Source organism: Variovorax sp. YR266, assembly GCF_900107295.1.
In the GTDB taxonomy this organism is placed as follows: domain Bacteria; phylum Pseudomonadota; class Gammaproteobacteria; order Burkholderiales; family Burkholderiaceae_C; genus Variovorax.
Genome location: NZ_FNPM01000007.1, coordinates 196,672 through 213,218, shown reverse-complemented (window position 1 = coordinate 213,218; position 16,547 = coordinate 196,672). Strand labels below are relative to the sequence as shown.

General features: G+C 67.4%; 16 protein-coding genes. 7 read left to right on the top strand and 9 right to left on the bottom strand.

Going from position 1 to position 16,547, the window contains the following annotated elements; translation table 11 throughout:
- Position 1 precedes the first annotated feature (1 nt).
- On the top strand, positions 2-661 hold the full coding sequence (locus tag BLW48_RS19565) for a DsbA family protein (protein ID WP_177142366.1): 660 nt from the start codon (positions 2-4) through the stop codon (positions 659-661).
- Here BLW48_RS19565 and BLW48_RS19560 read toward each other — a convergent pair.
- From BLW48_RS19560 to BLW48_RS19525, 8 genes are all read right to left on the bottom strand, one after another.
- The gene (locus BLW48_RS19560; protein WP_093177025.1) at positions 658-1,362 is read right to left on the bottom strand and encodes an ABC transporter ATP-binding protein; all 705 of its coding nucleotides are present in this window, start codon (positions 1,360-1,362) and stop codon (positions 658-660) included. The two genes, BLW48_RS19565 and BLW48_RS19560, sit on opposite strands and share 4 nt — an antisense overlap.
- On the bottom strand, positions 1,355-2,116 hold the full coding sequence (locus BLW48_RS19555; protein ID WP_093051289.1) for an ABC transporter ATP-binding protein: 762 nt from the start codon (positions 2,114-2,116) through the stop codon (positions 1,355-1,357). The genes BLW48_RS19560 and BLW48_RS19555 overlap by 8 nt, the downstream gene beginning before the upstream one ends.
- Positions 2,113-3,111, bottom strand: a complete 999-nt coding sequence (locus BLW48_RS19550) for a branched-chain amino acid ABC transporter permease (RefSeq protein WP_093177023.1) — start codon at positions 3,109-3,111, stop codon at positions 2,113-2,115. The genes BLW48_RS19555 and BLW48_RS19550 overlap by 4 nt, the downstream gene beginning before the upstream one ends.
- Positions 3,111-3,983, bottom strand: a complete 873-nt coding sequence (locus BLW48_RS19545) for a branched-chain amino acid ABC transporter permease (protein ID WP_093051297.1) — start codon at positions 3,981-3,983, stop codon at positions 3,111-3,113. The genes BLW48_RS19550 and BLW48_RS19545 overlap by 1 nt, the downstream gene beginning before the upstream one ends.
- A gap of 216 nt (positions 3,984-4,199) precedes the next feature.
- Positions 4,200-5,375: an ABC transporter substrate-binding protein gene (locus BLW48_RS19540; RefSeq protein ID WP_093051300.1), complete on the bottom strand. Its 1,176-nt coding sequence runs from the start codon at positions 5,373-5,375 to the stop codon at positions 4,200-4,202.
- A 166-nt stretch (positions 5,376-5,541) separates the two neighbouring features.
- On the bottom strand, positions 5,542-6,528 hold the full coding sequence (locus tag BLW48_RS19535) for a PDR/VanB family oxidoreductase (RefSeq protein WP_093077745.1): 987 nt from the start codon (positions 6,526-6,528) through the stop codon (positions 5,542-5,544).
- A 41-nt stretch (positions 6,529-6,569) separates the two neighbouring features.
- Entirely contained in the window at positions 6,570-7,346 is a 777-nt protein-coding gene (locus BLW48_RS19530; RefSeq protein WP_093051306.1) for a GntR family transcriptional regulator, read from the bottom strand.
- Entirely contained in the window at positions 7,343-8,449 is a 1,107-nt protein-coding gene (locus BLW48_RS19525) for an aromatic ring-hydroxylating dioxygenase subunit alpha (RefSeq protein ID WP_093177022.1), read from the bottom strand. The genes BLW48_RS19530 and BLW48_RS19525 overlap by 4 nt, the downstream gene beginning before the upstream one ends.
- Positions 8,450-8,595: 146 nt before the next feature.
- On the opposite strand from BLW48_RS19525, the gene BLW48_RS19520 reads away from it, so the two are divergent.
- Genes BLW48_RS19520 through BLW48_RS19510 form a run of 3 tightly spaced genes read left to right on the top strand, consistent with a single transcriptional unit; the run spans position 8,596 to position 11,835 of the window.
- On the top strand, positions 8,596-9,717 hold the full coding sequence (locus BLW48_RS19520; protein WP_093177020.1) for a 5-methyltetrahydropteroyltriglutamate--homocysteine S-methyltransferase: 1,122 nt from the start codon (positions 8,596-8,598) through the stop codon (positions 9,715-9,717).
- Between the two features lie 26 nt (positions 9,718-9,743).
- Complete coding sequence (locus tag BLW48_RS19515) at positions 9,744-10,409, top strand: glutathione S-transferase family protein (RefSeq protein WP_093177019.1); 666 nt, start codon at positions 9,744-9,746, stop codon at positions 10,407-10,409.
- A 46-nt stretch (positions 10,410-10,455) separates the two neighbouring features.
- Complete coding sequence (locus BLW48_RS19510) at positions 10,456-11,835, top strand: phospholipase D-like domain-containing protein (RefSeq protein ID WP_093177017.1); 1,380 nt, start codon at positions 10,456-10,458, stop codon at positions 11,833-11,835.
- On the opposite strand, the gene BLW48_RS19505 is transcribed toward BLW48_RS19510, so the two are convergent.
- Positions 11,813-12,502 (bottom strand): TetR/AcrR family transcriptional regulator, encoded by a 690-nt coding sequence (locus BLW48_RS19505; RefSeq protein WP_093177015.1) that lies wholly within the window; start codon positions 12,500-12,502, stop codon positions 11,813-11,815. The two genes, BLW48_RS19510 and BLW48_RS19505, sit on opposite strands and share 23 nt — an antisense overlap.
- A 102-nt stretch (positions 12,503-12,604) precedes the next feature.
- Between BLW48_RS19505 and BLW48_RS19500 the strand changes: the two genes are divergently transcribed.
- The 3 genes from BLW48_RS19500 to BLW48_RS19490 are packed head-to-tail and all read left to right on the top strand — an operon-like array spanning position 12,605 to position 16,541.
- Positions 12,605-13,618, top strand: coding sequence for an HlyD family secretion protein (locus BLW48_RS19500; protein ID WP_093177014.1), 1,014 nt, complete (start codon positions 12,605-12,607; stop codon positions 13,616-13,618).
- Positions 13,618-15,408, top strand: a complete 1,791-nt coding sequence (locus BLW48_RS19495; protein WP_093177012.1) for an ATP-binding cassette domain-containing protein — start codon at positions 13,618-13,620, stop codon at positions 15,406-15,408. Before BLW48_RS19500 ends, BLW48_RS19495 begins: the two co-directional genes overlap by 1 nt.
- Complete coding sequence (locus BLW48_RS19490) at positions 15,405-16,541, top strand: ABC transporter permease (RefSeq protein WP_093177011.1); 1,137 nt, start codon at positions 15,405-15,407, stop codon at positions 16,539-16,541. The genes BLW48_RS19495 and BLW48_RS19490 overlap by 4 nt, the downstream gene beginning before the upstream one ends.
- The last annotated feature ends 6 nt before the right edge of the window (positions 16,542-16,547 follow it).

The window sequence follows — 16,547 nt, the reverse complement described above, 5'->3', positions numbered from 1 at the left end:
AATGAGCGAGGCAGTGAGCGAAGGCGCCACGCTCCACTACATCTTCGACCCGCTGTGCGGCTGGTGCTATGCCGCCGCGCCGCTGGTCGACGCGGCGCGCAGCGTGCCGGGCCTGAAGGTCGAGTTCCACGGCGGCGGCATGATGACCGGCGCCAACCGCCGCTCGATCACGCCGCAGTGGCGCGAGTACGTGATGCCGCACGACCGGCGCATCGCGGAACTCACGGGCCAGCCCTTCGGCGAAGGCTACTTCGAGGGACTGCTGCGCGACACCGGCGCGACGATGGACTCCGAGCCGCCGACCACCGCCATCCTCGCGGCCGAGTCGCTGCGGGCAGGCGGTGGGCTGGACATGATCCATCGCCTGCAGCGGGCGCACTACGTCGAAGGCCAGCGCATCGCCGATGAGCAGGTGCTGAAGGCGATCGCCGCCGAACTCGGCTTCAACGCCGAAGCCTTCGCGTCGGCCTTCGAACGCCTGTCAGGCGAATCGACCGCACGGCACTTCGCCGAAAGCCGCCAGTTCCTGCAGCGCGCTGGCGGCCAGGGCTTTCCGACCTTCGTGCTGACGCGGCCCGATGGCAGCGCCAGCCGCATCGACATCGGCCCATGGCTCGGCCGCGCGGAAGACTGGAAGGCGCGCCTGGCGGAACTCGTCTAGCGCGCGACGCCCAACAGGCGGTCGAGCACTTCAGGCTGCGTGCGCAATGTCGCGGCCTTGTCGGTATGCACGATGGTCCCGTGGTCCAGCACCACCGCTTCGTCGGAAATCGCGAGGATGGCCTGCGGATGCTGCTCCACGATGATCGCGGCCAGCCCCTCGTCCTGCGTGATGCGGCGGATGGCACGCAGCAGCTCTTCCACGATGATCGGCGCGAGGCCTTCGAGCGGCTCGTCGAGCAGCAGCAGCTTGGGGTTCAGCACCAGCGCACGGCCCACGGCCAGCATCTGCTGTTCGCCGCCCGAGAGCTGCGTGCCCAGGTTCGTCTTGCGCTCGGCAAGGCGCGGGAACATGTCGTAGACACGCTGCGGGCTCCACTTGCCGGGCCGCTCCACCGCCGTGAGGTTCTCGTGCACCGTCAGAGACTTGAAGATGTTGCGCTCTTGCGGCACCCAGCCGATGCCGGCTGCCGCGCGCTGATGCGGCGCAAGCTTGTGCAGCGCCTGGCCGCCCAGCGTGATGCTGCCGCCGTGCTGGCGCGTTGCGCCCGCGAGCGTGTTGATCAGCGTGGTCTTGCCCGTGCCGTTGCGGCCCAGCAGCGCCAGCGTCTGGCCTTCGCCGAGCGCGAACGCCACGTCGTGCAGCACCACGGCCTCGCCGTAGCCGGCGCTCAGGTTTTCTATTCGCAGCAGCTCAGACATGGGCGCTCTCCCCGTGGCCCAGATAGACCTCCTTCACCTTCGGATCGTTGGCGATGGTTTCGGGGTCGCCCTCGGTCAGCAACGTGCCGTTGACCAGCACCGTCATGCGGTCGGCAAAGCTGAACACCAGGTCCATGTCGTGCTCGATCAGCAGCACCGACACGTCGGCGGGCAGCGCGGCCACGGTCTGCAGCAGTTCTTCGCGCTCGCCGGCGGGCACACCCGCCACAGGCTCGTCGAGCAGCAGCACGCGCGGCTCGCAGGCCAGCGCAATCGCAATCTCCAGCAGGCGGCGCTTGCCATAGGCCAGGTGCTTCACCTGCTGCTGCGCCACATCACCCAGGTGGAACTGTTCGAGCAGTTGCCCCGCGCGCTCGGCAATCGCCTTGCTGGCGCCGAGCGGCCGCCACCATTGCGCGCCGATGCCCTGATGCTGCGACACGACCAGCGCCAGCGTTTCGAGCGGCGTCATCGAGTCGAAGAGCTGGTTGATCTGGAAGGTGCGCACCAGTCCGCGCGCCACGCGCTTGTGCGGCGCGAGCGTGGTGATGTCTTCGCCCAGCAGCGTGATGCGGCCTTCAGTGGGCGTGAGCACGCCCGTCAGCTGGTTGATCAGCGTGGTCTTGCCCGCTCCGTTGGGGCCGATCAGCGCGTGGCGTGCACCGCGCTTGAGTTCCATCGTCACGTTGTTGGTGGCCGTGATGCCGCCGAAGCGCATCACGAGGCCGTGGGTCGAAAGCACGGTGTCGGTCATGCGGCACCGCCCTTCTTCTTGCCGCCCAAGCCGAACCATGTCCACGGCTTCAGCAGGCGGTCGCGCCCCACCAGCACCAGCAGCACCAGGATCAGGCCGATCCAGAACATCCAGTACTGCGGCGTCACGGCCGACAGCCAGGTCTGCAGCAGCTTGAACACGATGGCACCCGCCACGCCGCCATAGAGCCAGCCCACGCCGCCGATGACCAGCATCAGCAGCACGTCGGCCGAACGGTCGAAGGCCAGCACGTCGAGCGAGGCGAAGCCGGTGGTCTGCGCCAGCAGCGCGCCCGCGGCGCCGGCGATGCCCGCCGCCACGGTGTAGATCACCACGAGCCGCGACACGACCGGAACGCCTATCGCCATGGCACGCAGCCGGTTGTCGCGGATGGCCTTGAGCGTGGCGCCGAACGGCGAATGCACGAGCCGGCGCATCACGAGGAACAGCACCAGCATCACGGCCAGCGAATACCAGGCGGCCGTGCGGCCGTACAGGTCGAACTCGAACAGGCCGAGCACCGGCCCCATCACCACGCCCTGCAGGCCGTCAGCGCCGCCGGTGAGCCAGTCGAGCTTGTTGGCGAGTTCGAGCAGCAGCAGCGCAGTGCCGAGCGTGACCATCAGCCGCGTGAGGTCGCTGCCGCGCAAGATCGTCACGCTCGCCACGAGGCCCAGCAATGCCGAGAGCACGGTCGCGATCACCAGCCCCACGGTCGGGTCCGGCATCACGAGCTTGGCGAACAACGCCGCGGCATACGCGCCGAAGCCGAAGAAGGCGGCATGGCCCAGCGACACGATGCCGGTGTAGCCAAGAATCAGGTCGAGCGACATCGCGAACAGCGCGACGATGGCGATCTCGTTGACCAGCAGCGAGTGCGAGGGCATGACGAGCGGCAGCGCGAAGGCCACGGCCCAGGCCACGAATTCGAGCGGGTGCCATCGCGCCTTGCGCAGCAGGGCCGACTGAAACTCGGTGGTGGAAGGCGCACTCATCAACGGCCTCCCTTGCGAGTGAACAGGCCCTGGGGCCGCCACATCAGGATCATGATCATCAGCAGGTAGACGGTGAATGCACCCATCTTCGGAATGAAATACTTGCCCGCCACGTCGGCAATGCCAAGCAGCAGCGCCGCCGCGAGCGGCCCGGTGATCGACGAGGTGCCGCCGACCGACACCACGATCAGGAAATAGATCATGTACTTCAGCGGGAAGGTCGGGTCGAGGCCGAGGATCTCCGCACCCAGCGCACCGCCCAGCCCCGCGAGCCCGGAGCCCACGGCGAAGGTCAGCAGGAACACGATGTTCACGTTGATGCCCAGGCCCGACGCCACGCGCGGGTCGTCGACCGCGGCGCGCAGCCGGCTGCCGAAACGCGTCTTCGAGAGAATGAGCTGCAGCACCACGGTGAGCACAGCGCACACGCCGATGATGAAGAGCCGGTAGTGCCCCATGCCCAGCAGCAGCGCGCCGTCGCCGATCTCGGTGCGCCCGCGCAGCCATTCAGGCAATTGCACGTTCTGCTGCGAAGAGCCCACGAAGTAGTCGATGGCCGCCACCGCCATGAAGGCGAGGCCGATGGAAAAAAGCACCTGGTCGAGATGCGGCTTGCCGTACATCGGCCGGTAGAGCGTGCGTTCGAGCAAGGCCCCGGCCAGCGCGACGACGATGAATGCGAGCGGCAGGCAGGCCAGGAAGGGCACGCCCAACTTCTGCATCGCGAACACCGTGAGGTAGCCGCCTGCCATGGCGAAAGCGCCGTGGGCGAGGTTGATGAAGTTCATCAGGCCGAGCGTCACTGCGAGGCCTACCGCCAGCACGAAGAGCAGCATGCCGTAGGCGATGCCGTCGAAAAGAATGGTCAGCATGTCGTGTTTTTTACGAAGCTATTTCTGGGGCTGTTCGTTTCGTTCGGGGTGCGTGCTTATGCCGGCCGATCAACGACCGCTCTGAAAGATCACGCCGATGGGGTGCCTTGCGCAGCGAAATAAAGGAGGAGGCCGAAGGCCGGGGGACATTCGCGGAGCAAGGTACCCCGTCGGCGTGAACGCGCCCCGAACAACAACGTCCCCCAGAGACAAGCCTCACTTTGCCTTGCCCGGATCCTTCACACCCTTGATCACGTCGAACTCGACGTTGTAGAGCTGCCCGTCCTTCTTCTCGACCTTGCGCAGGTACACGTCCTGCACGATGTCGCGCGTCTGCGCATCGATCAGCACCGGGCCGCGCGGGCTCTCGAAGACTTGGCCCTTCATGGCAGCCAGCAGCGCTTCGCCGCCGCCCTGCCCCTTGGTGGTCTTGAGCGCTTCGTAGATCACGCGCATGCCGTCATAGCCGCCCACGGCCATGAAGTTGGGACGCATCTTGGGGTTGGCCTTCTCGAAGGCTTCGACGAACTTCTTGTTCATGGCCGAGGGGTGCGCGGCCGAGTAGTGGTGCGAGGTGACCACGCCCAGCGCGCCGTCGCCCATGTCGTTGAGCTGGTCGTCATCCGTCACGTCGCCGGTGGCGATCATCTTGATGCCCGCCTTGTCCATGCCGCGTTCGAGGAACTGCTTCATCACCGCCGCGCCCGCGCCCGAGGGCACGAAGACGAACAGCGCGTCGGGCTTCACGTCGCGCACCTTCTGCAGGAACGGCGCGAAGTCGGGGTTGCGCAGCGGCACGCGCAGCTTGTCGAGCACCTTGCCGCCGTTGAGCTGGAAGCGCTCGCTGAAGAACTTCTCGGCATCGTTGCCCGGGCCGTAGTCGGCCACCAGCGTGACGACCGTCTTCACGCCGTTCTTCGGCGCCCAGTCGCCCATGGCCACCGACACCTGCGGCAGCGTGAAGCTCGAACGGATGATGTAGGGCGAAGCCTCGGTGATGCTCGAAGTGGCCGCGGCCATCACCACTTCGGGCGTCTTCGACTGCGTGGCAATCGGCGCCACGGCCAGCGCCAGCGGTGTGAGGCCGAAGCCGGCCAGCACGTTGACCTTGTCGTTCACCACCAGTTCCTGCGCGAGGCGCTTGGTCACGTCGGGCAGGCCGGTGTCGTCCTTGACGATCAGCTCTACCTTCTTGCCGGCCACGGTATCGCCGTTCTGGGCCATGTACAGGCGCGCCGCGGCTTCGATCTGGCGGCCGGTGGAGGCCGACTGGCCGGTCATCGGAAGGATCAGGCCGATCTTGAACTTGTTGGCGTCCTGGGCACTGGCCAGCGACATTGAAAGCGCAAGTGCCGAGAGGGCGGCGGTCTGGATGAGATGGCGTCTTTGCATGTTTTTTCCTTTGAGGGGCGGAACGCGAACCGGGGCTATTTTCAACACTTTGCAACATCCGGCGGAGCAGGCAATCACCTAGCCGGCCATTCCCGTTGACCTTTGTTGCGCGATTGCCAAATGAACTGCGCGATCATCGCGCAAGGCGGCCTGCGGAGCGCGCGGGTCAGCTGTCGGCGCGGTAGGCGGAGTCGAGCGTGAGAGTGCCCACGGCGCGTGACACGCAGGCGCAGATGCGCGTGGTCGACTTCTTCTCGTGCTCGCTGAGGAACACGTCGCGGTGATCGATCTCGCCGTCGACGGCGATCACGTCCATGGCGCACAGGCCGCATTCGCCGCGCTTGCAGTCCGAGAGCGTCTGCACGCCGGCTGCGTCGAGGGCTTCGAGCAGCGTGCAGTCGGCCGGCACGGTGATGGCCAGGTCGTGCCGGGGAATTCGCACCTGGAATGACTGCGTGGCCAGGCGGCCGCTGCTGCCGAAGGTTTCGAAGCGCAGGTCTTCGATGGCACGGCCGGCTGCGTGCCACGCGCGCTTGACGGCTTCGAGCATCGGCACCGGGCCGCAGGTGTAGAGCTGGCCGCCGGGCGGCAGTGCCGCGATGGCGGCGGCGAAGTCGATGGGGGCCGAGCCTTCATGCGCTTCGACGCCCTCGCCCAATGCTTCCTGCAGATGCGACAGATAGCCGAGCTCGCCCGCATGCCGCGCGCCGTACAGCATCTTCACCGGCACGCCGGTGCGCCTTGCATGTGCGCCCAGCCGCTGCGCCATCAGTACCAGCGGCGTGATGCCGATGCCGCCCGCCACCAGCAGGTAGCCGGGAGCCGAGAGGTCGAGCGGAAAGTGATTCTGCGGCGCGCTCACTTGCAGGCGGTCGCCCACGGCCAGTCGCCACATCGCGAGCGAACCGCCACGGCCGTCGTCGAGCCGCTTGACGGCAATGCGCCAGCACTGGCCGTCGCCCTCGCCCACCAGCGAGTACGAGCGGGTCTGCACCTTGCCCTGCGCCGTCAGCACCTGCACCTGCAGGTGAGCGCCGGGTTCATGGGATTCGGCAAAGCCGCCGTCGGGGCGCAGTTCGAATTCGCGCACGGTGGGCGTGACGTCGCGCAGCGCAACGACTTGCGCCTGCATCCATTGAAGATCGCTTTTCATCGGGGAGCAACACGAAAGAGGAGGGAAAAAGAAGAAACCGATCAGCCGCGCCGGCGGATCAGCTGCACACCCGGCAGCGGGCGCTGTTCGGCGGTCGGCGTGCCGTGCAGCGCATCGCGCAGGTTCCGCCGCGCAATGCGGCTGTGCTCGCGCATCAGCGCCTCGGCGCGCGAGCCTTCGCCGGACTCGATGGCGTCGAGCACCTGCACATGCTGGTCTTGCGCAATCACGAGCATGTCGCGTGCGGCCGGCGAGTTGGCCTGCACGATGACGAAGCCCGAGGGCGACGCGAACGGCAGGTTGATCACGCGTTCGAGCTGCTGCGCGATGACGGGGCTGCCCGCCATTTCGCAGAGCAGTGCGTGGAAGCGCTCGTTGTGCGTCACGTAGCGCGAGAAGGCCGCGTCGTCGAGCGCGGGCTCGCGCAGCAGCTCGTCGATGCGCTGCAGGCAGGCACGTGCTTCGCGCAGCACCACGGGCGCCGCGCCGCGCTCGGCCGCAAGCCGGGCGACCAGCCCTTCGAGCGTGCCGCGCAGCTCGATGGCATCGGCCACGTCGCGCTCCGAAAAAGTACGCACCGCATAGCCACCGTTGGGCAGCGCCTCGAGCAGGCCCTCTTGTTCGAGCCGCATCAGCGCGGTGCGCACCGGCGTGCGCGACACGCCGAGCTGCTCGGAGATGGCAACCTCGGCAATGCGCGCGCCACCGGGCAGCTCGCCCGCAAGGATCATCTCGCGCAGCCGCAGCTGCGCCTTCACGGCCTGCGAACTGCCGCTGTCGCCGGGCTCGGCGGCGGTGGAAACGGCAGCGACCTTCACGCGGCTTCCTTCTGGGCGGGCCGGATCGGGATCGCGGCGCGCGCGGGCTTTTCCTTTTCGATCATGCGATCGATCAGACGCCGCGCCCACATCGAGCCGGCGTCGATGTTGAGGTTGTAGAACTTGTGATCGGGGTGGTCGTCCATCGCCTTCTGCTGCGCTTCGAGCACCAGCTCGTCTTCGCGGAAGATGCCGGCGACGCCCTCGCGCAGTTCGTGCGTAAGGCGCTGCTCGCCGAGGCAGTAGTTGCGCGAGAAGGCCCAGAAGTAGAGGCAGGTCTTGTCGGTCTCGGGCGTGATGGTGTTGAGCACGTAGCCGTTCACACCCTTGCTGCGGTCGCCGGGGTTGCTGCCCTGGGGCACCGCGCCGCTGCCCGCCTCGGCCACGCCGACGTCAATGTTCACGGTGCACGGGCCTTCGAAACGGATGATCTGCCAGCGGTCGACCTTGCCGGTGTAGCCGCGTGCGTGGCGGATCTGGTTGCCCCAGAACGGCGGCGGGTCGATGTCTTCCATCCATCGCGTGACGGTGGCCGAGCGGTCGCCGTGCGTGGCCACGAAGGGCGCCTCGGCCACTTCGCGGTTGCCGATGGACGAGCCGTGCACGAAGGTCTCGTGCGTCAAGTCCATGAGGTTATCGACCACGAGACGGTAGTCGCAGTTGACGCGGATCATCTTGCCGTCGCCGGCCCAGGCCGGGTCGTCGTTCCAGTGCATGTCGGGCACCAGCGCCGGGTCGGCCTTGGCCGGATCGCCTGGCCAGATCCACACGAAGCGATGCTTCTCGACCACCGGAAAGCTGCGCACGCATGCCGAGGGGTTCAGCGTTTCCTGGCTCGGCATGTGAGTGCAGCGGCCCTGGCTGTTGTAGACGAGGCCGTGGTAGCCGCAGACCAGTTCGTCACCCTCGAGGCGGCCCAGCGACAGCGGCATCAACCGGTGCCAGCAGGCGTCTTCGAGCACGGCGACTTGTCCGTCGGTGCGGCGGAACAGCACCACTTTCTGGTTGCAGATCGTGCGTGGCAGCAGCGCGTGACGCACTTCGACGTCGTAGGCGGCGGCATACCAGGCGTTCAGTGGAAAGGCGGTCGTGGGCGTTTTCATGAATACTCAATGTATACAGAAAACCTGAAATTTCCAGTCTTTTGAAGCATTTCGAGGGTAAACACTGAGATATCTGTATACAGACATCGGCATTTCGAAGGCGATACGATGTTCCGCTCGTTCCCCAAATCACGACGGAGTCATCCATGTCACAGCACGCCGCCCTGCCTGCCCGCTACGACCACGTGGGCAGTTTCCTGCGCCCCAAATACCTGCTCGATGCCCGCGAACAGAAAGCCAAGGGCGAGATCACGCCCGAACAGCTTCGCCTCGTCGAAGACAAGGCCATCACCGAGATCGTCCGCTTCCAGGAAGACATCGGCCTGAAGAGCATCACCGACGGCGAGTTCCGCCGCACCTACTTCCACATCGACTTCCTTGACCAGCTCGGCGGCGTGAAAACCGACATCCCGGTCACCATCCGCAAGCCCGACGGCACTGAAGAACTCGCTCCGCCCGCGATGCGCGTGCTCGACAAGGTGCGCCACATCAAGGACATCCAGCTCGCCGACTTCCAGTACCTCAAGAGCCAGGTCTCGGCGGGCCGCACGCCCAAGGTGACGATCCCCTCGCCGACCATGCTGCACTTCCGCGGCGGCCGCGCCGGCATCAGCAAGGAGGCGTACCCCGAGCTCGACCCGGCGTTCTACGACGACGTGGCCAAGGCCTACGGCGACGAGCTGCGCTCGCTGGCCGCCGCCGGCTGCACCTACGTGCAGATGGACGACACCAACCTCGCCTACCTTTGCGACGAGCACATGCGCGAAGCCGCCCGCAAGCGCGGCGACGACCCGAACGAACTGCCGCACCGCTATGCCGCCTTCATCAACAAGGTGGTGGCGCAGAAACCGCCGGGCATGCTGCTGGCCATGCACCTGTGCCGCGGCAACTTCAAGAGCACGCACGCCGCGGCCGGCAACTACGAGCCGGTGGCCGAGGCGCTACTCAAGGAGATGGACCTCGACGCCTACTTCATGGAATACGACGACGCCCGCTCGGGCGACTTCAAGCCGCTGCGCTACCTGCCCAAGGGCAAGACCGTGGTGCTCGGCCTCGTGACCACGAAGTTCGGCGAGATGGAAGACAAGGACGAGCTCAAGCGCCGCATCGAGGACGCCGCCAAGTACGCCTCGCTCGACCAGCTCGCGCTGTCGCCGCAGTGCGGCTTCTCCAGCACCGTGCACGGCAACAACATCGCGGTGGAAGCGCAGCGCAACAAGCTGCGCCTGGTGGTCGAGACCGCGCAGGAGGTCTGGGGCTCGACCTGACGCGCCGTTTCTGGTGAAGTCGGGGCATGACGACTCACATCTACTCAGGCCCCCTCAGCATGTTCGGCGCCAAGGTCGAGATCGCGGCACGCGAAAAAGGCGTGCCCTTCGAACTGGTCATGGTGCCCTTCACCAAGGACGATGCCTACGAGCCCAAGCACCCCGAGGTGGTTCGGGTCAACCCCGTCAAGCAGCAGGTGCCCGTGCTGGTCGACGACGAGGTCTCGCTGTTCGACTCGACGCAGATCTTCGAGTACCTCGAAGACCGCTATCCCAGCCTTGCGCTGTGGCCTGAAGGCATTGCCGAACGGGCCCGCGCGCGGCAGCTGGAGCAGAAGTCCGACGAGGTCTTCTTCCCGAATGTCATCAAGCTCTTCGGCCTGCAGCACGACATGCAGAGCGCCGCGGCAGTCGCGGCCTGCGCCGGCTGCGCGCGCTTCTACGAAGAGATGGAAGGCCTGCTGGCCACACGCGAGTACCTGGCCGGCCCCTACTCCTTCGCCGACATCGCCTTCTACATGGCCTATGTGTTCGCCGACCGCAAGGGCGCCGGCATGACCGACGCCACGCCGCGCCTGCTGGCCTGGCGCACGCGCGTAGGCGACCGGCCCGCTGTGCGTGCGGTGGTCGATCCGATGATGCGGTTCCTGGCCTCGGAAGGGCGCGGCGTGCCGGCCTTCCTGCAACGCTGAAGGGGCACTGAAGGCACAGCCCGCAACGCTGAGGCATCATCGGTCCATGCCGACCAAAGAGTTCGACTGGCTGCCCTCTCCTTCGCAGCATTTCCTCGTCGTCACTTTCGCGCTGCTGGTCTACGTGCTGACCACGCGTGCGCGCCGCGAGCAGCGCGCCCCCACCACGGCCATCGCCTGGGTCATGGGGCTGGTGCTAATGCCCTACTTCATCCTCCCGATGTACCTGCTGTTCGGCCAGCGCAAGCTGCGCCCGGCGGGGTCGCCCAGGCCGCCGCGCTCGGTGCCGCCGGGCCACTGGGCTGCCGACCTGATCGAGAGCTTCGGCCTCGCGCCGCCGGGGCGCTGCGCGATCCGCATGCATGCCGACGGCGAGGCCGCGCGCGATGCGCTGTGGCAGGTGATCGACGGCGCGCGCGAGCGCATCGACGTGTGCACCTTCATCATCGGCGACGACCCGCTCGGCCACGCGGTGATCGACCGGCTCGCGAAGCGGGCGCGCGAGGGCATCAAGGTGCGGGTGCTGCTCGACGGCTTCGGCGCGCTGTCGCTGCCGCGCCATCACTTCGACCGGCTGCGTGTGGCGGGCGGCGAGGTGGCCGTGTTCCGCCCCTTCTTCAGCCTGCGCCGCATCGGCCCGCGCAACCTGCGCAACCACCGCAAGTTCACCATTGCCGACGACGGCTGGCTCTGGTCGGGCGGGCGCAACCTCGCGGGCGAATACTTCACCGGCAACGACAAGCACCCCGAGGCCTGGCGCGACCTGTCGTTCGACCTGCATGGCAGCGTGGCCGCTGCGGCGGCGCGCCAGTTCGACCACGACTGGGCCTCGGTGCGCAGCCGCAAGGCCCGCGCCATCACCGCCGACGACGTGCCCCCGGGCCCGGGCACTGCCATGGCCCAGTTCCTGCCGAGCGGCCCCGACCAGACCGAAGACACAGCACACGCACTGCTGATCGATGCATGCTTTCGCGCCGAGCACCGCGTGCTCGCGATCACGCCCTACTTCGTGCCCGGCGACGGCCTGCGCGATGCACTGCGGCTGGCCGCGCGGCGCGGCGTGCAGGTGACCATCGCGATGCCCGCGCAGTCGAACCATCGCCTTGCCGACTTCGTGCGTGCACGCGCCATGCGCGACCTGGCGCGCGCGAGTGTGAGCTTCAGCATGCTGCCGTTCATGGCGCATGCCAAGGCCGTGGTGGTGGACGACGAACTCGCCATGTGCGGCTCGATCAACCTCGACCTGCGCAGCCTGCTGCTGAACCACGAGGCGGCCGTCGTGTTCTACGGCCATGAAGACATCGAATGGTTGGCCGAGTGGATCGAGACCACCGCCTCGGCCGGCGAGCCCTATCGTGCGCGACGCCCGGGGCTGATGCGCGACGTGGCCGAGGGGCTGCTGCTCACCGTCGCTTTCCAGCTTTAGGCGTTGTGGACGCCGGGGACGGCTCGGCCGCCTTGGCTTCCTTCGCCACGGCATCGAGCCCCGCGAGCACATAGCGCACAACTTCTTCGGCCAGGGCCTGCGTGTCCTTCAGGGCCGGAAGCACCTTGCTGCTCAGGTCCTTGGGCGCCACCGTCATCACCAGGCACGGCAGCACTGTCAGCAGCAGGCTGCGCTGTACCGATGGATGGTCGTCGGGCAAGCCCATGATCTCGCCGACGATGCCGCGCATCAGCCTGGCCTTGGGCAACACAGCCCGCTGGATCAGCGCCGGCATGGCAGGTGAAGGCGACAGCGCCTCGCGCAGCACCACGCGGAACCCCCACGGCGCCTTCGGCTGGGCGCTCATCTCGACCATGTGCGTGAGAAAGGCGCGCAGCTTCAGGCGCGGATCGGTCGACTCCAATGACAGCGCCATCAGCTCGTCGAGGCTCACCAGCTGCTTGTGCGCTTCGACCAGCACCGCCTCGTAGAGCCCGTCGCGGCCGCCGAAGTGGTAGTTGATGGCGGCCATGTTGGTGCCGGCGCGGGTGCAGATTTCCTTGCTGGTGCTTTCTGCGAAGCCTTGCGCCGCGAACAGCCGGCCGGCGGTTTCGAGGATGTGCAGGCGCGTGGTGTTGCCGTCGGTACGCGGAGTGCGGGTTGCCATGCCCCGAGGCTAACCCAAACAAAAGAATACTTCAAATTCAAATTTCAATTTGATAACATCGCACCGACTTCCGGGCAGCAGCCTCGTCAGGACACACACGCCATGAACAAGAAGCCCCTCATTGCCATCGCCGCCGCGGCCATCGTCGCGGCGGTGGGCGGCTGGTGGTACACGCACCGATCCGCCACGCCCTCCGACCAGCTCGTGCTGTACGGCAACGTCGACCTGCGCCAGGTCTCGCTGGCCTTCAACGCCAACGATCGCGTGGCCGAACTGACGGTGCGCGAGGGCGACCGCGTGCGCGCCGGGCAGGTGCTCGGCCGGCTCGACACCCGCTCGCTGGTGCTGCGCGTCGCGCAGTCGCAGGCGCGCATCGGCGTGCAGGAACAGGCCCTGCTGCGCCTGAAGACCGGCAGCCGCCCCGAAGAAGTGGCACAGGCCAGGGCCCAGGTGGCCGGCGCGCAGGCCGATGCCGACCTGGCACAGCAGCAGCTCACGCGCCTGCAGGCCATCGGCGCCAGCACGGCCGGCCGCGCCGTGAGCCAGCAGGACCTCGACAGCGCACAGGCCAGGCGCAAGGTGGCGCTGGCGCAGCTCGACAACGCCCGCAAGGCACAGCAGCTGGTCATCACCGGCCCGCGCAAGGAAGACATCGGCCAGGCGATTGCCCAGCTCGAATCGGCCCGCGCCGAGCTCGCCCTCATGAACCACCAGCTCACCGAGGCCGAGCTCAAGGCGCCCATCGACGCCGTCGTGCGCGCCCGCCTGCTGGAGCCCGGCGACATGGCCTCGCCGCAGCGCCCGGCCTTCACGCTCGCTATCACTGATCCCAAGTGGGTGCGCGCCTATGTGGCCGAGCCCGACCTCGGTCGCGTGCGCGCCGGGCAGGACGCCCGCGTGAGCACCGACAGCCAGCCCGGCGAAGCGATCGCCGGCAAGGTTGGCTACATCTCGTCGGTGGCCGAGTTCACGCCCAAGACCGTGCAGACGGAGGAGCTGCGCAGCAGCCTCGTCTACGAGATCCGCGTGATGGTCGATGACCCGCAAGACCGGCTGCGGCTCGGCATGCCGGCCACTGTGCGTCTGCAACTGTCGCCCGCCACCGGCAAACCCTGATGCCGATCACCGGGCCGGCCGTGGCCGGACGCTCGCTGCACAAGCGCTTCCTGCTGAAAGCGTCGAAAGAACCCGTGCTCGCGCTCGACGACGTATCGCTCGAAGTGCCCGCCGGCACGCTCACCGCGCTGGTCGGTCCCGACGGCGCCGGCAAGACCACGCTGCTGCGCCTGATGGCCGGCCTGATGCGCGCCGACGCGGGCGAGCTGCGCGTGCTCGGCATCGATGTATCGGCCGATCCGCAGGCCGTGCAGGACCGCATCAGCTACATGCCGCAGCGCTTCGGCCTCTACGACGACCTGAGCGTGCAGGAAAACCTCGACCTCTACGCCGACCTGCACGGCGTGCCCCGCGACAAGCGGCGCGAACGCTATGCGCGGCTGATGGAAATGACCGACCTGGGCCGCTTCACCGATCGCCCGGCCGGCAAGCTCTCGGGCGGCATGAAGCAGAAGCTAGGGCTGGCCTGCACGCTGGTGCGCTCGCCCGACCTGCTCCTGCTCGACGAGCCGACCGTGGGCGTGGACCCGCTCTCGCGCCGCGAGCTGTGGCAGATCGTGCAGCAGCTGGTAGACGACGAAAAGCTCTCGGTCATCGTCAGCACCGCCTACCTCGACGAGGCCGAGCGCTGCAGCCATGTGTTCGTGCTGCACGGCGGCAAGCTGCTGGCGCAAGGCGCGCCCGCCGAGCTGCGCGACCGGGCACACGGCCTCTGCTTCATCGCGACACCGCCCGACGGCGAGCCGCCGCGGTTGCTGCAGGCCCGCCTGCTCGACGCGCGGCTGGAGATCATCGATGCGGTGCCGCAAGGTGGCGAGGTGCGCTTCATTCGCCGCAGCGAGACAGACGATGCGCGGCTCGATGCATTGCTCGAAGGCGTGCGCACCGAGCCGGTCGCGCCGCGCCTCGAAGACGGCTTCATGACGCTGCTGCGTGCGCAGCCATCGCCCAACGCCGACGCCACCCCGGCCACCAGCATGGCCACTTCGCAACCGAACACAGGCCAGCCCGGCGAAGTGGTCATCGAAGTCAAGGACCTCGTACGCCGCTTCGGCGACTTCGTGGCGGTGGCCAGCACCAGCTTCTCGGTGCGGCGCGGCGAGATCTTCGGCCTGCTCGGCCCCAACGGTGCGGGCAAGACCACCACCTTCCGCATGCTCTGCGGCCTCCTGCCCGCCAGCGGCGGCCAGCTGCGCGTGGCCGGCGTCGACCTGCGGCATGCCCGCGCGCAGGCGCGCCAGCGCATCGGCTATGTCTCGCAGAAATTCGCGCTCTACGGCAACCTCACAGTGCGCGAGAACCTCTCGTTCTTCGGCGGCGCCTACGGCCTGCGCGGCGCGAAGCTGCGCGAGCGCATGGACACGGTGCTGCGCCAGTTCGATCTGGCCCACTCGCTCGACGTACCCAGCGGCCAGTTGCCCGGCGGCTACAAGCAGCGCCTGGCCATGGCCACGGGCCTGCTGCACGAACCCGAGATCCTGTTCCTCGACGAGCCCACCAGCGGTGCCGACCCGCTCGCGCGCCGCGAGTTCTGGCGGCGCATCACAGCGCTGGCCGAAGGCGGCACCACGGTCGTCATCACCACGCACTTCATGGAAGAGGCGGAGTACTGCGACCGCATCGTGATCCAGGACGCGGGCAGGGTGCTGGCCATCGGCACGCCGCAGGAAGTGCGCGCGCAGGCGCTGGGCGACGAGCAAGACAGCGACAGACGCATCGACATGGAACAGGCCTTCATCGGCATCGTCGAGAAGGCACGGCAAGAAACAAAGACAGAGGTGACGGCATGAGCGGCTTCTGGTCCCGCCTGATCTCCCTCACGCGCAAGGAATTCCGCCAGTTGCTGCGCGACCGCAGCAACCTGGCCATCGGCATCCTGCTGCCGATGGTGCTGATCCTGATCTTCGGCTACGGCATGTCGCTCGACGTGAAGAACGCACCCGTGGCGGTGGTCATGGAAGACGCCTCGCCAACCGCGCACGAGGCCATCGCCGGCCTGCAGCTCTCGCCCACCATCGCGCCGGTGCTGCTGGGCTCGATGCACGACGCCGAAGAGCTGATGCGCGAACGCAAGGTCGACGGCATCGTGCGCGTGCCTTCCGATTTCTCGCGCTCGCTCGCCGCCGGGAATGCGCGCGTGCAGCTCATCGTGCACGGCTCCGACGCGGGGCGCGCGAGCATCATCCAGGCGTACGTGACAGGCGCCCTCGCGCAATCGGCAATTCGGCAGATGGACAGGAGCGGCAACGCCTCCGGCGCCGATGCCCCACCCGTCGGCAGCGTCACCGTCGAGCAGCGCATGTGGTTCAACGCCGCGAACACCAGCACCTGGTACCTCGTTCCGGGGCTCATCGTGCTCATCATGACGCTGGTCGGCGCCTTTCTCACCGCGCTGGTGATGGCGCGCGAGTGGGAACGCGGCACGCTGGAGGCGCTGTTCGTCACGCCGGTGCGGCCGGTCGAGATTCTGCTGGCCAAGATCATTCCGTACTTCGCGGTCGGCATGCTGGGCCTTGCACTGTGCCTGCTTTCCGCGCGCTACCTGTTCGCGGTGCCCATGTACGGCTCACTGCTGGTGGTGGTGTTCAGCTCGATGCTGTACCTGATCGTGGCGGTGAGCCTGGGCCTGGTGATCTCGTCGGTCACGCGCAACCAGTTTCTCGCGAGCCAGGTGGCGCTGATCGCGACCTTCATGCCCTCGATGATGCTGTCGGGCTTCCTGTTCGACCTGCGCAACGTGCCCACCGCCGTGTGGGTGATCGGCCACCTGCTGCCGGCCACCTACTTCATGGACCTCATCAAGACGCTGTTTCTCGCGGGCGACGTCTGGCCGCTGATCTGGCGCAACTGCGCGATCCTGATGGCGTATGCGGTAGGCCTGTTGCTGGTGGCGCGTGCGGTAACGCGCAAGAGCCTCGACTGAAAGCCC

What these genes read in the sequence shown, in the direction of transcription:
- BLW48_RS19565 (WP_177142366.1), top strand. Translation starts at nt 2, where the DNA reads ATGAGCGAGGCAGTGAGCGAAGGCGCCACGCTCCACTACATCTTCGAC.
- BLW48_RS19560 (WP_093177025.1), bottom strand. Translation starts at nt 1,362, where the DNA reads ATGTCTGAGCTGCTGCGAATAGAAAACCTGAGCGCCGGCTACGGCGAG.
- BLW48_RS19555 (WP_093051289.1), bottom strand. Translation starts at nt 2,116, where the DNA reads ATGACCGACACCGTGCTTTCGACCCACGGCCTCGTGATGCGCTTCGGC.
- BLW48_RS19550 (WP_093177023.1), bottom strand. Translation starts at nt 3,111, where the DNA reads ATGAGTGCGCCTTCCACCACCGAGTTTCAGTCGGCCCTGCTGCGCAAG.
- BLW48_RS19545 (WP_093051297.1), bottom strand. Translation starts at nt 3,983, where the DNA reads ATGCTGACCATTCTTTTCGACGGCATCGCCTACGGCATGCTGCTCTTC.
- BLW48_RS19540 (WP_093051300.1), bottom strand. Translation starts at nt 5,375, where the DNA reads ATGCAAAGACGCCATCTCATCCAGACCGCCGCCCTCTCGGCACTTGCG.
- BLW48_RS19535 (WP_093077745.1), bottom strand. Translation starts at nt 6,528, where the DNA reads ATGAAAAGCGATCTTCAATGGATGCAGGCGCAAGTCGTTGCGCTGCGC.
- BLW48_RS19525 (WP_093177022.1), bottom strand. Translation starts at nt 8,449, where the DNA reads ATGAAAACGCCCACGACCGCCTTTCCACTGAACGCCTGGTATGCCGCC.
- BLW48_RS19520 (WP_093177020.1), top strand. Translation starts at nt 8,596, where the DNA reads ATGTCACAGCACGCCGCCCTGCCTGCCCGCTACGACCACGTGGGCAGT.
- BLW48_RS19515 (WP_093177019.1), top strand. Translation starts at nt 9,744, where the DNA reads ATGACGACTCACATCTACTCAGGCCCCCTCAGCATGTTCGGCGCCAAG.
- BLW48_RS19510 (WP_093177017.1), top strand. Translation starts at nt 10,456, where the DNA reads ATGCCGACCAAAGAGTTCGACTGGCTGCCCTCTCCTTCGCAGCATTTC.
- BLW48_RS19505 (WP_093177015.1), bottom strand. Translation starts at nt 12,502, where the DNA reads ATGGCAACCCGCACTCCGCGTACCGACGGCAACACCACGCGCCTGCAC.
- BLW48_RS19500 (WP_093177014.1), top strand. Translation starts at nt 12,605, where the DNA reads ATGAACAAGAAGCCCCTCATTGCCATCGCCGCCGCGGCCATCGTCGCG.
- BLW48_RS19495 (WP_093177012.1), top strand. Translation starts at nt 13,618, where the DNA reads ATGCCGATCACCGGGCCGGCCGTGGCCGGACGCTCGCTGCACAAGCGC.
- BLW48_RS19490 (WP_093177011.1), top strand. Translation starts at nt 15,405, where the DNA reads ATGAGCGGCTTCTGGTCCCGCCTGATCTCCCTCACGCGCAAGGAATTC.